Below are 13621 nucleotides of genomic sequence, written 5' to 3' on the forward strand. Positions count from 1 at the left end.
GGGTCCGGCCACAATCAATTCATCAAATTACCCCGGTCTGTCCATGCAATAGGACGGTGCAGAGACGTAGCGTGTGACAACCAAGGCGAAAGGCTGTCCAGTCATGACCAGTGAAAGCAAGATCCTGACCGTGTCCTACGGGACTTTCAGCTGCACGCTGGAAGGCTTTGAAAACCCCTTCGACACCATGAAGGCGATTGCCGAATACTTCCGCGATCTTGCCGCGCAGGACCGCCATTTCGGGGCCGAACCGCCGCCCCCGGATGCCGCGATGCTGCACCGCCTGGCAGAACGTGAAGTGTCGCGCCTGGCCGCCGCTGCCGCCCAGCGCGATGACGCCCCGCGCGCCGAGATGCCCGCCGACGCCTCCGCTAACGCCCCTGTGGCCGAGCCTGCGGTCGCCCCGCGCATCCTGTTGAACCAGGGCGCCCGCCGCCAGTCGGCCGAGCTGGGCAAGACCGAATTCGTCGTGGAAGAACCCGCCGTCGCGCCGGAACCCTCGGTGCAGGACGTGATCCCCGATGGCGTTGCAGCCAAGCTGGCCCGCATCCGCCGCGCCGTGCATCCCGCTGCGGCCGACCTGACCACCCCGGCCTCGCCCTTCGTCGCCGATGAGACCGAGACCGCGCTTGACCTTGGCACCGCGCTTGAGCCCGAGGCGGACCTGGCCGAAGCCGACACCGATGCGCCGGATGTTGCCGCCCGCCTGGGCGCGCTGATCGCCGATGAAGAGCCTGCGGAGGCAGTCGCTGCGGCGACCGAAGCACTGGATGCGGAAGTCGCGACCGGCGTTGTCGAATTCTCCGATGTCTGGAGCGACGAGACCGACCTGTCCGTGGACGCTGCCGCAGATGAACGGATCGAGGACTTCGCCCCCTTCGTCGAGGATGCCGAAGAAGAACCGCAGGCCGCCGTCGCCGCGACCGAGGACGTGGTTCAGGCTTCTGAGACCGTCTCGGACGTCGAAGCCTACGCCGATCTGCCGTCGCTGGACGATCTGGGCCCCGACCAGGCAGACCTTGACGATCTGGCGGCGCTGGACGGTCTGGACTCGCCGGAAACCGCGTTTGCCGATCTGGCGGACGCGGACGCGGACGAGACGGCGCTTGCTGCCGCCCTTGACGCGCCGCAGGCCGAAGATGATGCGCTGTTTGCCGACGGCGAGATCAGCCTTGCCCAGGAAGAACCCGCTGAAGTGGCGGCCTTTGCCGCAGAAGAGCCCGCGCTGGCGGATGCAGATTTCGCCGATGCCGACGTGGCAGCCGCGGTCGCTGACACTGCCGATGCCCTGGAGGAGGTCGAGCCCGAGCCCGACCTGCCGGTCGCCAAGTCGAACAAGCGCTCGCGCCGCCTTGGCTCGCGCGTGGTGCGGTTGCATCCCAGCGAGGACCTGAACACCCAGGACCGCGATCCCGGCGCGACCCGGGTCATGGATGCCGAAAGCGAATCGGACGAAATCTCCCGCCTGTTGCAGCAGGCCGAAGAGGTGATGGCCGAAGAGGCGAACCGTCGCCGGCAAGAGGCGCTGTCGCATCTGAAGAATGCCGTCGCCACGACCGAGGCCGACCGCGCCGACATCGACTATGACGCGCCGCGCGCCGACGTGAACCTCGACCCCTACCGCGACGACCTGGCCGAGGCGATCCAGCCCGACGCGCCGTTTGCCCCCGAGGCCGCGCCCGAGGTCAAGCCGACGCGCCGCAAGTCCGTGAGCATCCGCCCGCAGGAACCGCGTCCCGGCACGATCCGCCCCGGCATGATCAGCCCGCCGCCGCTGGTACTGGTGTCCGAACAGCGTGTCGACCGCGTCGGCCCGGCTGTCGCCACCCCCGTCGCAGAACCGCTGGTCTCGCCCGAGCAGCCAGGGATCGCCCCGGCCAATCCCGACGGCCAGCCGATGGTCGCAGTCCGCACCGGCCGGCTTTCGGGCGCGATCGGTGCTGGTGCTGCGCTGGCGATGTCGGCCGCCCCGGCCCGCAACATCGCGCTGGAAAAGCCGTCCTATGGCCCGGCAACCCAGGCCGATGACGACGAGGACCTGGGCGAAGACGTCCGCGAGATCGACGAATCGGGCCTGGCCGCCTTTGCCGAGAATGTGGGCGCCCGCTCGATGGCCGAAATGCTGGAAGCCGCCGCCGCCTATGCCACCTGCATCGAAAAGCGCGCGCAGTTCACCCGCCCGCAGCTGATGCGGCGGATGATGGCCAGCGCAGGCGGCAAGCCGGTCAGCCGCGAGGATGGGTTGCGGTCCTTCGGCACGCTTCTGCGCACCGGCCGGATCGAGAAGGTGACGCGCGGCCACTACGCTTTGGCCGAGACCTCGCCCTACCTGGCCGAGGCGCGCCGCCTGAACTGAGGCGCCTCCCCCAGGCATGCATTCAGACGGATGGGCCCTGCCCGTCCGTCTTTTGCGTTTCGGGGGCATCGGGGTCCGGCTGGCCGATGCCGCGGAAGATGAAGCGGAACGGCAGGATCCAGAGAAAGCCCAGGCCCACATAGATCACCAGTTCGACCAGGAAGGATGGCCGGTCGAACAGGTCGATCAGGTTCACCGCCACCACCACATAAAGCGGCATGCCGATCAACAGGATCACCAGCGCCCAGCGTCTCCGGGCCTTGTAGCTTAACGCCATTCCGTCTCTCCCCGGGACGCTCCTCGCTTCCTTCGGTCGCTCCTCACTGCGCTGCGAAGAGAAGGCGAAGCCGCACGATGAGCCATCACGTCAATCCGCGAAGGGATCCGTCACCAGGATCGTGTCGTCCCGCTCGGGCGAGGTGGACAGTAGCGCGACCGGGCACTGGATCAACTCCTCGATCCGCCGCACATACTTGATCGCCGCGCCGGGCAGCTGCGCCCAGGACCGCGCGCCTGCGGTGGTTTCGGACCAGCCTTCCATCTCTTCGTAGATGGGCCGGCAGCGCGCCTGTTCGTCCGCGGCGATGGGCAGATAATCCATCCGCTTGCCGTCAAGCTCATACCCCACGCAGATCTTCAGCGTCTTGAACCCGTCGAGCACGTCAAGCTTGGTCAGCGCGATGCCCGACACGCCCGAGGTCGCACAGGTCTGCCGTACCAGGACCGCATCGAACCAGCCGCAGCGGCGCTTGCGCCCCGTCACGGTGCCGAACTCATGCCCCCGCTCGCCCAGCCGCTCGCCATCCGCATCGTGCAGTTCCGCCGGGAACGGGCCTTCGCCGACCCGCGTCGTATAGGCCTTCACGATCCCCAGCACGAAGTCGATGGCGGTCGGCCCCACTCCCGTCCCCGTCGCCGCCTGCCCCGCGATGGTGTTGGACGAGGTCACGTAAGGGTAGGTCCCGTAGTCGATGTCCAGAAGCGAACCCTGCGCGCCTTCGAAGAGGATACGCTTGCCCGCCCGCCGTGCCTCGTTCAGCACTTTCCAGACCGGCCCGGCATAGGGCTTCAGCTTCGGCGCGATCTCCAGAAGCTGCGCCTTCAGCGCGGCAGGGTCCACCGGCTCCAGCCCCAGCCCGGCGCGGAGCGCGTTGTGATGGGTCAGCAGCCGTCCGATCCGCGTGTCCAGCGTCGCCGCATCGAACAGGTCCGCGACGCGGATCGCCCGGCGGCCGACCTTGTCCTCATAGGCCGGGCCGATCCCGCGCCCCGTGGTGCCGATCTTTGCGACCGTCGTCTGCGCCTCGCGGCCCCGGTCCAACTCGCCGTGGATCGGCAGGATCAGGCTCGCATTCTCGGCCAGCATCAGGTTCTCTGGCGAGACGTCCACCCCCTGCCCGCGCAGCTTGTCGATCTCGGCCACCAGGTGCCAGGGGTCCACCACCACGCCATTGCCGATGACCGACAGCTTGCCACCGCGCACGATCCCCGAAGGCAAGAGCGACAGCTTGTAGACCGTGTTCCCGATGACCAGCGTATGGCCCGCGTTGTGCCCGCCCTGAAACCGCGCGATGACGTCGGCGCGTTCGGACAGCCAGTCCACAAGCTTGCCCTTGCCCTCATCGCCCCACTGCGCACCCACCACGACGACGTTGGCCATGTCATTCCCCGAGTCAGTCACAAACCACGCGGGGTATATCGGCAGGGCGAGCGCAGCGAAACCCTGCAAATCGCCTAACGACGCGCCTGCAATGCGGCACCGAACCCGGCCATGGCCTGGATCACCGGCCCCATGCCGCGCCCGAGGTCGGTCAGCGCGTATTCCGTCGTCGGAGGAACGGTGGGAAACACCGTCCGGGTGACCAGTCCCTCGGCCTCCAGCATCTTCAGCCGCTCGGCCAGCATCCGCGGGCTGATCCCGTCCAGGCTGCGCATGAGTTCCGAATAACGCCGCGTCCCGCCCATCAGGTCGCGGAAGATCAGCGTCGTCCACTTGCCGCCCAGGACCTCATGCGCCCGGGCGACCGGACAGTCGGGATTGCAGTCCATCGGCACTTTCTTCAGCTATAGAATTTGTAACTACTTCCTTTTCTATAGCAAGCAGCGCAGAACCCGTCCAGAGCCAACCAACGGAGACCTGAAACATGCTCAAACCGCTTCTCTGGATCATCGCCGCCTCGCAGCTGGTCCTTGCCGCCCTGACCCTATTTGCCCCGCTGCAGTTCTTCGCGTGGATGGGGCTGACCGTCCCCGCGCCCGACAACGGCTACATGATCGGAATGCTGGGCGCGCGATTCCTGGCCTATGGGATCGGCATGGTGGTGCTCACCCGCGCCGCAAACCCTTCGCGCTTCTGGATCGCCAACATGGCGCTGATCCAGGCGGTAGACCTGGCCCTGGCGCTGACCTATGTCGGGGCCGGGATCGTACCGGTAGAGGTCGCGGCCTTCCCCGCCACCAACGCCGCCCTCTTCACGGCGGGCCTGCTGTGGTGCCTACGGGCAGACCCCGCCCTCCGCACCGCCTGACCCCGCCCCCGCGCCGGCCCAACCGGCGCGGGGCCTTGGCCCGGACCAGTCGCCCGTCTACAGTGCCGCCCGACCACATCCAAAGGGCAGGGCATCATGGGCTTTCTCCTCCGCTGGCTTGGCGCCTTTCTCCTCCTCGCCGCGATCTTCAACCCGACCGCGTGGAACTACGTCACCTGGGCGCGCGAAGCCTGGGGCGAGCAGACCCCGCTGATCGTCTTCACCGGCCTGATCCTCGGCGTTGCCGCGATGGTCTACCTGGTGGCCACGATGCGCTCCATCGGCATCCTTGGCGCGCTGATCATCGCCGCGATCTTCGCCGCGGGCCTTTGGGTGCTGACCGACTGGGGCCTCCTCGGCCTCGACAATTCCGCCCTGAACACCTGGCTGGCCCTCATCGTCCTGTCGCTGATCCTGGGTGTCGGGATGAGCTGGTCGATCCTCCGCCAGCGCCTCTCGGGCCAGCAGACCACGGATGAGGTCGATGGCTGAGACCTTCCTCTACCTCACGCTCGGGACCAATGACCTTTCCCGCGCGACCCGGTTCTACGACGCAGCCCTCGCGCCCCTGGGCCTCGTCCGCCGCGCGTCCGAGGCAACTGAAGTGGGCTACGGCTTCCCCTCCGACCACCGCACCCGGCTCTGGATCACGCTCCCCTTCGACGGCCAGCCAGCCACCGTCGGCAACGGTTCGATGCCCGCGCTTGTCGCCCCCAGCCAGGAGGCCGTGAAAGCCTTCCACAAAGCCGCCCTTGCCCACGGCGGCAGTGACGAAGGCGCACCCGGCCTGCGCCCCTACGGCCCCGCCTTCTATGCGGCCTACGTCCGCGACCCGGATGGCAACAAGCTGTCCGCCGTCCACGAAGGCTGACTCACGCCTACATTTGCCCTTGGCTCAAATACTCCCGCCGGAGGCATCCGCCGCACTCCCCACGCGCCCCGCCAGGAAACGGTGCCGCGGCAGCGCCGTCCGAGGGGTTCGATGCCCCGAGGACGGCTCCCCCGACCGGGAACCCTTGCACCTTGGCCCCCTTCCGCCTAGATAGGCGCGTCAGCCGCCCAGAAGCCCGCCGGAGCTTGTCCTTGGAAAACGTCGTCCTCACCATCCACCTGATCCTTGCCCTTCTTCTGATCGGCGTCGTGCTCATGCAGCGCTCGGAAGGCGGCGGACTGGGCATGGGCGGTGGCGGCAGCGGCACCATGTCGGCCCGGGGCGCGGCCACGGCGCTCTCCAAGCTGACCTGGGTCTTCGCCTCTGCCTTCATCGTGACCTCGATCACCCTGACGATCCTTGCCACCCGTGGCGATGAGGGCGGCTCGGTCGTCGATACCGCCACCGATGCCCCGGCCGAGGCCCCGGCGACCGACCTGCCCGCGACCGGCGGCGGCCTTGCCGGCACCGACCTGACGCTGCCCGGCACCACGGGCGACGCGCCCGCGACCCCGCCGCGCGCCGACGAACCGGCCGCCCCGGCCACGAACCCCTGATCCTACAACTGCTTGCAGATGACACCTCTCCTGCCCGCATGATCTAGCGGGCAGGCGTTGCTAACCCTTGCGGTAGTCGCTATACCTCGACTCCCGTGGTGCCGCGATTCCACCCGATCCGAATCGCGCCTGAAAACACGGGAGTCCCGCCTTGGCGCGTTACATCTTCATCACCGGCGGCGTCGTTTCCTCCCTCGGCAAGGGCCTCGCCTCTGCAGCCCTCGGCGCGCTTCTGCAGGCCCGCGGCTACACTGTCCGACTTCGCAAGCTTGACCCCTACCTTAACGTCGACCCCGGCACGATGTCGCCGTTCGAGCATGGCGAAGTCTTCGTCACCGACGACGGGGCCGAGACCGACCTCGACCTCGGGCATTACGAGCGCTTCACCGGCGTCCACGCGCGGACCACCGACTCCATCTCCTCCGGCCGGATCTATTCCAACGTGCTGGAGAAGGAACGCCGTGGCGACTACCTCGGAAAAACCATCCAGGTCATCCCGCACGTCACAAACGAAATCAAGGACTTCCTGCGCATCGGCGACGATGAGGTCGACTTCATGCTGTGCGAGATCGGCGGCACGGTCGGCGACATCGAGGGCCTGCCGTTCTTTGAATCGATCCGCCAGTTCATCCACGAACGCCCGCGCGGCCAGTCGATCCTGATGCACCTGACGCTGCTGCCCTACCTCTCGGCCAGCGGAGAGCTGAAGACCAAGCCCACCCAGCACTCGGTCAAGGAACTGCAAAGCATCGGCCTTGCCCCCGACGTCCTCGTCTGCCGGTCCGAACACCCAATCCCCGAGCGGGAACTCGAAAAGATCGCCCTCTTCTGCAATGTCCGCAAACAGGCCGTCGTCCCCGCCTATGACCTGAAGACGATCTACGAGGCCCCCCTCGCCTACCACCGCGCGGGCCTTGACCAGGCGGTCCTCGACGCCTTCGGCATCACGCCTGCGCCAAAGCCCAACCTCGCCCGCTGGGAAGACGTGATGGACCGCATCACCCACCCCGAGGGTGAGGTCCGCGTCGCCATCGTCGGCAAGTACACGCAACTCGAAGACGCCTACAAATCCATCGCCGAGGCGCTGACCCATGGCGGGATGGCGAACCGCACCAAGGTCCGCGCCGAATGGATCGACGCCGAGATCTTCGAGCGCGAAGACCCGGCGCCGTACCTGGAAAACTTCCACGCCATCCTCGTCCCCGGCGGCTTTGGCGAGCGCGGGACCGAAGGCAAGATCAAGGCCGCCACCTTCGCGCGGGAAAAGAAGGTCCCCTATCTTGGCATCTGCCTTGGCATGCAGATGGCGGTGATCGAGGCCGCGCGGAACCTGGTCGGCGTGAAGAACGCGGGGTCCGAGGAGTTCGACCACGAGGCTGGAGAAAAGCGTTTCACGCCCGTGGTTTACCACCTGAAGGAATGGGTCCAGGGCAACCACACGGTGCGCCGGAAAGCCGACGACGCCAAGGGCGGCACCATGCGGCTCGGGGCCTATACCGCGAACCTGAAGGACGGGTCCGCCGTCGCCCGTATCTATGGGTCGAACGTCATCGAGGAACGCCACCGCCACCGCTATGAGGTCGATATCCAGTACCGCGAGCAGCTGGAGAAATGCGGTCTGATCTTCTCTGGCATGTCCCCGGACGGGCGGCTCCCCGAGATCGTCGAGGTCAAGGACCACCCCTGGTTCATCGGCGTCCAGTTCCACCCCGAGCTGAAGTCCAAGCCATTTGCGCCGCACCCGCTGTTCGCGGATTTTGTCAGGGCGGCGGTGGAGGGGGCGAGGTTGGTGTGACGCCGCTTCGACGCCTTGCCTCTTTGAGTTCGAGATCCGGAAAGGCGCAAGGTGGCTAAGCGTGTAATCGTCGGTCTTTCTTTCCTCACATTGGCTATTCTAGGACTAAGCGCGAACCAGCGGTTCTATCAGCAGCAGCTAAAGCTGATCGAAGCAAACTGTGAACGGGCAGTCGCTATTGAGAATCCGAGCATCGTTTGGCCAAGTGGCAAGGTCTGCGAAGTCACGGGAACTGACATCTGGATTCATGTGGAGGTTCGGGCTGGACGCTACAAATTCATGGAGTGTTCAGAACCGGTTTGGCCCTTTGAGGATGTTTCGGGCACTTGCACATTTGGGCCCTAGTCTCTTCGGGTCTTGCTATGTCGTTCGTCCTTTTTCGTGATTTCGCAAGGTGCGCGCTGGCGCGCACCGCCCACCCCTCACCCCAAACACACCGCCACCGACCCGTCCTCGCGCGTCAGCCACAGCCCCTCAGGCGAGACGACGAAGCCCCTCGCCTCGCCCAGCGCCTTCAGCCAGGCGGCCTCGCGCTCCATCTTCTCCGGCTCTGCGCAGGCCATTTCCGTCACCGCCAGCGGGCCAAGCTGCATCCATCCGGCATCCAGGTCCGCCGTCCCGCTGAACCGGTTGCAGCCGGTGGTGCCGGTGACCTGCCCTTCGAAGCTGACCGTCAGCGACAGGCCCGCCCCTTCTGGCACCGTCACACCGGCGATGGTCACCGGCTCCCAGGTCCGGTCGGTGATCCGGCCGACCGAGACCGAGACGCCGCCCTCGAACCCGCCGTCCCCGCCGTCGAAGGGTGGGGCCTCGGCCTGGTTGCAGGCCTGGGCCGCAGTGCTGTGCAGCAGCAGGGCCACGATAGCAGCAAGGGGGGTCAGGCGGGACATCGGCAGCACTCCGGCAGGGTCCGGGCAACCGTGCCATGTCCGGTCACGGGGCGAAAGGCAGGTCCTCCCCACCCCCGGAAAGCGAAGGGGCCGAGGCGCTTGTGGCCCCGGCCCCTTGGTTAAGTCCACCTGAACGCGCCGGGCCAAGCCCTTGATTTCCCGAAGGTCACCAGGCCTGTCCTGCGTGGTCAGTGCAAGAGACCCAGGACCACCGGCTCTACCTCGTGCCAGCCCTCCCACATCATCTTCAGCGCGACGTAGAGGATGATCAGAAGCCCGATGTAGGCGATCCAGCGGTACTTGTTCAGCAGGTTCGCGATGTAGCTCGCAGCAAGGCCCATCATCGCGATCGACAGCGCGAGGCCGATGATCAGGACGGTCGGATGATCCTTCGCGGCCCCGGCGACGGCCAGCACGTTGTCGAGGCTCATCGACACGTCCGCCACCACGATCTGGGTCGCCGCCTGCGCGAAGGTCTTCTTCGGCGCGTCGTCGGCGATGGCATTGTCGGCATCGAGGTCCTGGTTGGTCAGCGCCTCCACCGCCTCGATGTCATGCTGATGCGCCCCCGCCCGCAGTTCCTGCCACATCTTCCAGCAGACCCACAAAAGCAGGATGCCGCCAGCCAGCAGAAGGCCCACGATCGCCAGAAGCTGCGTCGTGATCAGGGCGAAGCCGATCCGCATCACCGTCGCCGCGCCGATCCCGACCAGGATCGCCTTGGCCCGCTGCTCTTTCGGCAGGCCCGCGGCGGCAAGGCCGATCACGATGGCATTGTCTCCAGCCAGCACCAGATCGATGCCGATGACCTGCATGAGGGCGACGAAGCCCTCGTAGGTGAAGATTTCCATGACTGTCCCTTTGCCGTTTTCGTGGGTCCTACGCCTACAACTCCGGAGGATCAACCCGGTTGCAGGCAGGACTGCAGATCGCTAGGCAAGGCCATGCTGTCCTACCAACATCTCTACCATGCCGGGAACCTGGCCGACGTCCAGAAGCACGCGGTGCTGGCCTGGGTGCTGGACTACCTGACCCGCAAGGACAAGCCGCTGACCTACATCGAGACTCATGCCGGACGCGGGGTCTATGACCTGGGCGCGGAAGAGGCGGTGAAGACCGGCGAGGCCGCCAAGGGGATCGCTCTGGCCGAGGCGCTGTTTCCGCCGGACCACCCCTACCGCCAGCGGCTTGACGAAGCGCGGGCGCAGTACGGGGCGCGGGCCTATCCCGGCTCGCCCCTGATCGCGGCTTTGGGGCTGCGCGAGGCGGACAGCCTCCACCTGGCCGAGTTGCACCCGCAGGAGCATGCGGCGCTGACAGCGGTCGCAAAGGACTGGGGCGCGCATGTCCACAAGCGCGACGGGTTCGAGCTGGCGCTCGCCCTGACACCGCCCACCCCGCGCCGGGGGCTGATGCTGATCGACCCCTCCTATGAGGTGAAGTCCGATTACGAGGCGATCCCGCGCCACATGGCCAACATCCATCGCAAGTGGAACGTGGGCATCCTGATACTGTGGTATCCGATCCTGCAGGGCGGCGCGCATGGCCCGATGCTGAAGGCGCTGGAGGCCGCGTTTCCAGAAGGCCTGCGGCACGAGGTCCGCTTCCCGCCGGTGCGTGAGGGGCACCGGATGGAAGGCTCGGGCCTCTTCATCGTCAATGCGCCCTATGGGCTGGAGGAAGAACTGCAGGCGCTCACATCCCGGTTTGCCCGGCTTTCCAAGCCGCCCGCGAAGCCCTAGGTTCACCCGCATGATCGATCTTCTTCGCCGCCTTCTGGCCCCCGAACCCGCCCGCCTTCCCGAAACCGACGCCCAGCTGGCGCTGGCGGCGCTGTTGGTCCGCATCGCCCGCACCGACGGGCTTTACGCCGCCGAGGAGGTCGAACGGATCGACCGCGTGCTGTCGCGCCGCTATGGGCTTGACCCCTTCGCCACGGCGAAGCTGCGGACCGAAGCCGAGGCGCTGGAGAGCGAGGCCCCCGACACCGTCCGCTTTACCCGCGCCCTGAAAGAGGCCGTTCCAGTCGAGGATCGGGCCGAGCTGTTGACGGCACTGTGGTCCGTGGCTTTGGCCGATCACCTGCGCGAGGCGCATGAGGACCGGCTGATGCGGCTTGTGGCGAACCTGCTGGGGCTGACGGATGTGGACTCGGCCCTGGCGCGGCAGAGGGCCGAACGCGAATGATCGCCAGCCTGGGGATGTATGACTTCGGGCCCGCTCAGGCCGCGAATGACAGGCTTTGGGCGCTGATCCGGACGGGGTTGCGCGGGAGGGGTGTGGAGGCACCAGAGACGCTGGTCCGGGGAGAGCAAGCCTATTGGGACACCTGGGACGCACCCGACCTGCTGGTGTCGCAGACCTGCGGCTATCCGTTCCGGGCGCGGCTGCATGAGCGCGTGACCTATGTCGGCACGCCCGACTACGGGATCGAGGGCTGCGCGCCGGGGTACTACCGGTCGGTCTTCGTGGCCCGGGCCGATGATCCGCGCCGCGATGTGATCGAGTTCGGCGGCGCGCGATTTGCCTACAACGAACCCTTGTCGCAGTCCGGTTGGGCCGCGCCGCAGACCCATGCGGCCGGGCTGGGGCTGCGCCTGCTGCCCGCGGTGCAAACCGGCGCGCACCGGTTGTCGGCCGCAGCCGTGGCCGAGGGCCGGGCCGAAATCGCCGCGCTGGATGTGGTGACCTTTGCGCTGATGCAGGCGCAGGAGCCAGCGGCCACGGCACAGCTGAAGGTGGTCGGGATGACCAAGCCCACGCCGGGTTTGCCGCTGATCACGGCGGCGGGACGCGACGCGGATCCCCTGTTCGACGCCACAAGCGAGGCGATCGCGGCCCTGAGCCCTGCAGACCGCGCAATCCTGCGGCTGAAGGGGCTGGTGCGGATTCCCGTCGCGGATTATCTCGCAGTGCCCAATCCGCCCGCACCCGAGCAAATTGCCGAGCTGATCTGATCAAATCACCGATCATGCCCCGGGCAGCCAGCCAAATCACCGTTGCATTGCTGCAAGAAGTGCTACCTACTGCCTGACCAAATCGCTTGCGACATGTGTGCTATGCCCGACGCCCCAGCCGACACTCCGGTCATCGAAATCCGTGACCTCCACAAGAGCTATGGCCACCTTGAGGTGCTCAAGGGCGTCGATCTGGTGGCCCCCCGCGGGCATGTCGTGTCGCTGATCGGGTCCTCGGGGTCGGGCAAGTCGACGCTTCTGCGCTGCTGCAACCTTCTGGAGGACAGCCAGCAGGGCGAGATCCGGTTCGAGGGCGAGGCGGTGCGCTGGAAGGGCGAAGGGATGGGCCGCCATCCGGCCGACCGCGACCAGGTCACCCGCATCCGCACCAACCTGTCGATGGTGTTCCAGCAGTTCAACCTCTGGTCCCACCTGACGATCCTGCAGAACGTGATGGAGGCCCCGGTCACCGTGCTGAAGCGCGACCCGAAAGAGGTCGAGGCCAAGGCGCGGCACTACCTGGCCAAGGTTGGGATCGGCGACAAGTGCGATGCCTGGCCCGCGCAGCTGTCGGGCGGCCAACAGCAGCGGGCGGCCATCGCGCGCGCGCTGTGTATGGAGCCGCGGGCGCTTTTGTTCGATGAACCGACCAGCGCTCTGGACCCGGAACTTGAGCAGGAGGTCGTCCGCGTGATCAAGGCGCTGGCCGACGAGGGGCGGACGATGCTTCTGGTCACGCATGACATGAAGCTGGCGGCGGACTGTTCCGACCACGTGATCTTCCTGCACAAGGGCAAGATCGAGGAACAGGGTCCGCCGCAAAGCCTGTTCGGCAACCCGCAAAGCGAACGCCTGCGCGGGTTCTTGTCGGCCACGGTCGCCTAATGGCGGATTGTGTCGGCACGGTTGCCGGGCTGATGGCCGGTCTGGTTCTGGCGGCGTCAGAGCCGGTGGTGATCGCCACCGACGCTCCGTTCCCGGCCTATACCTATCTCAGCGCCGACGGCACGATCACCGGCTTCGAGCGCGACCTGATGGACGAGGTCTGCCTGCGCGCCGTGCTGCGCTGCACCTGGACGCAGGCGAACTTCGACCAGCTGATCCCTGGGGTCATGGCGGGAGAGTTCGACGTTGTCCTGGGCGGCATTGCCGTGACGCCAGAACGCCGCGAGATGGTGGATTTCACCCAGACCTACCACACGACCGATCCCGAGGAATGGTACATCGGCCGCCCCGGCGCGCCCGAACCGTCCAAGGCGCTGATCGCTGTCCAGTCCGGCACCATGCAAGAGGCGCACCTGCGCAAGATGGGCTACCGCCACATGGCCTTTTCGACCGAGCCCGAGGTACTGGCAGCCCTGCTGGCAGGCGAGGCGGACCTGGCGCTGGGTCCGTTCGAGACACGGCAGGATATCCGTGACTACATCGCCGGGAACGGGTTCGACTACCTATACTCGGAACATGTTCCGGACGAGGGCGTGGCCATGGCCGTCTGCAAGGGCAATGGCCAGCTTCTGGATACGCTGAACACCGCGCTTGACGGGATGCGCCGCGACGGAACACTTGCAAGCCTGGAAAACCGCTGGTTCGAGTGACCGGCATGAAAA

General features: G+C 66.7%; 16 protein-coding genes. 11 read left to right on the forward strand and 5 right to left on the reverse strand.

The features are described 5' to 3' along the window. Nucleotides 1–103 precede the first annotated feature (103 nt). Entirely contained in the window at nucleotides 104–2356 is a 2253-nt protein-coding gene (locus AC2EAL_RS07020; RefSeq protein ID WP_484723485.1) for a hypothetical protein, read from the forward strand. A 22-nt stretch (nucleotides 2357–2378) separates the two neighbouring features. On the opposite strand, the gene AC2EAL_RS07025 is transcribed toward AC2EAL_RS07020, so the two are convergent. From AC2EAL_RS07025 to AC2EAL_RS07035, 3 genes are all read right to left on the reverse strand, one after another. Further along, nucleotides 2379–2633, reverse strand: coding sequence for a DUF2842 domain-containing protein (locus AC2EAL_RS07025; protein WP_484723486.1), 255 nt, complete (start codon nucleotides 2631–2633; stop codon nucleotides 2379–2381). Nucleotides 2634–2723: 90 nt separating this feature from the next. After that, on the reverse strand, nucleotides 2724–4016 hold the full coding sequence (locus AC2EAL_RS07030; RefSeq protein WP_484723487.1) for an adenylosuccinate synthase: 1293 nt from the start codon (nucleotides 4014–4016) through the stop codon (nucleotides 2724–2726). A 74-nt stretch (nucleotides 4017–4090) separates the two neighbouring features. Beyond that, entirely contained in the window at nucleotides 4091–4405 is a 315-nt protein-coding gene (locus tag AC2EAL_RS07035; RefSeq protein WP_484723488.1) for a winged helix-turn-helix transcriptional regulator, read from the reverse strand. A gap of 95 nt (nucleotides 4406–4500) precedes the next feature. Between AC2EAL_RS07035 and AC2EAL_RS07040 the strand changes: the two genes are divergently transcribed. From AC2EAL_RS07040 to pyrG, 5 genes are all read left to right on the forward strand, one after another. Continuing rightward, nucleotides 4501–4884, forward strand: a complete 384-nt coding sequence (locus AC2EAL_RS07040; RefSeq protein ID WP_484723489.1) for a hypothetical protein — start codon at nucleotides 4501–4503, stop codon at nucleotides 4882–4884. A 96-nt stretch (nucleotides 4885–4980) separates the two neighbouring features. Continuing rightward, nucleotides 4981–5376, forward strand: coding sequence for a DUF6524 family protein (locus AC2EAL_RS07045; protein ID WP_484723490.1), 396 nt, complete (start codon nucleotides 4981–4983; stop codon nucleotides 5374–5376). After that, nucleotides 5369–5755 (forward strand): VOC family protein, encoded by a 387-nt coding sequence (locus AC2EAL_RS07050; protein WP_484723491.1) that lies wholly within the window; start codon nucleotides 5369–5371, stop codon nucleotides 5753–5755. The genes AC2EAL_RS07045 and AC2EAL_RS07050 overlap by 8 nt, the downstream gene beginning before the upstream one ends. A 212-nt stretch (nucleotides 5756–5967) precedes the next feature. After that, entirely contained in the window at nucleotides 5968–6372 is a 405-nt protein-coding gene (gene secG, locus AC2EAL_RS07055; RefSeq protein WP_484723492.1) for a preprotein translocase subunit SecG, read from the forward strand. A gap of 151 nt (nucleotides 6373–6523) precedes the next feature. After that, a complete protein-coding gene (pyrG, locus tag AC2EAL_RS07060; RefSeq protein WP_484723493.1) occupies nucleotides 6524–8167 on the forward strand; it encodes a CTP synthase in 1644 nt (547 codons plus the stop codon). Nucleotides 8168–8589: 422 nt separating this feature from the next. On the opposite strand, the gene AC2EAL_RS07065 is transcribed toward pyrG, so the two are convergent. Together AC2EAL_RS07065 and AC2EAL_RS07070 are read right to left on the reverse strand one after the other, a co-directional pair. After that, nucleotides 8590–9057, reverse strand: a complete 468-nt coding sequence (locus AC2EAL_RS07065) for an META domain-containing protein (protein WP_484723494.1) — start codon at nucleotides 9055–9057, stop codon at nucleotides 8590–8592. A 188-nt stretch (nucleotides 9058–9245) separates the two neighbouring features. Continuing rightward, nucleotides 9246–9908: a TerC family protein gene (locus AC2EAL_RS07070; RefSeq protein WP_484723495.1), complete on the reverse strand. Its 663-nt coding sequence runs from the start codon at nucleotides 9906–9908 to the stop codon at nucleotides 9246–9248. Nucleotides 9909–10001: 93 nt separating this feature from the next. On the opposite strand from AC2EAL_RS07070, the gene AC2EAL_RS07075 reads away from it, so the two are divergent. The 5 genes from AC2EAL_RS07075 to AC2EAL_RS07095 all read left to right on the forward strand — a co-directional run bounded on the left by AC2EAL_RS07075 (nucleotide 10002) and on the right by AC2EAL_RS07095 (nucleotide 13609). Next, the gene (locus tag AC2EAL_RS07075; protein WP_484723496.1) at nucleotides 10002–10799 is read left to right on the forward strand and encodes a 23S rRNA (adenine(2030)-N(6))-methyltransferase RlmJ; all 798 of its coding nucleotides are present in this window, start codon (nucleotides 10002–10004) and stop codon (nucleotides 10797–10799) included. Nucleotides 10800–10809: 10 nt separating this feature from the next. Then, entirely contained in the window at nucleotides 10810–11244 is a 435-nt protein-coding gene (locus AC2EAL_RS07080) for a tellurite resistance TerB family protein (protein ID WP_484723497.1), read from the forward strand. Then, nucleotides 11241–12014: a phosphate/phosphite/phosphonate ABC transporter substrate-binding protein gene (locus tag AC2EAL_RS07085; protein WP_484723498.1), complete on the forward strand. Its 774-nt coding sequence runs from the start codon at nucleotides 11241–11243 to the stop codon at nucleotides 12012–12014. The genes AC2EAL_RS07080 and AC2EAL_RS07085 overlap by 4 nt, the downstream gene beginning before the upstream one ends. 102 nt (nucleotides 12015–12116) lie before the next feature. Further along, nucleotides 12117–12899, forward strand: coding sequence for an ABC transporter ATP-binding protein (locus AC2EAL_RS07090; RefSeq protein WP_484723499.1), 783 nt, complete (start codon nucleotides 12117–12119; stop codon nucleotides 12897–12899). Continuing rightward, a complete protein-coding gene (locus tag AC2EAL_RS07095) occupies nucleotides 12899–13609 on the forward strand; it encodes a substrate-binding periplasmic protein (RefSeq protein WP_484723500.1) in 711 nt (236 codons plus the stop codon). The genes AC2EAL_RS07090 and AC2EAL_RS07095 overlap by 1 nt, the downstream gene beginning before the upstream one ends. Nucleotides 13610–13621: the final 12 nt, after the last annotated feature.

Source organism: Tabrizicola sp. T74, assembly GCF_057219935.1.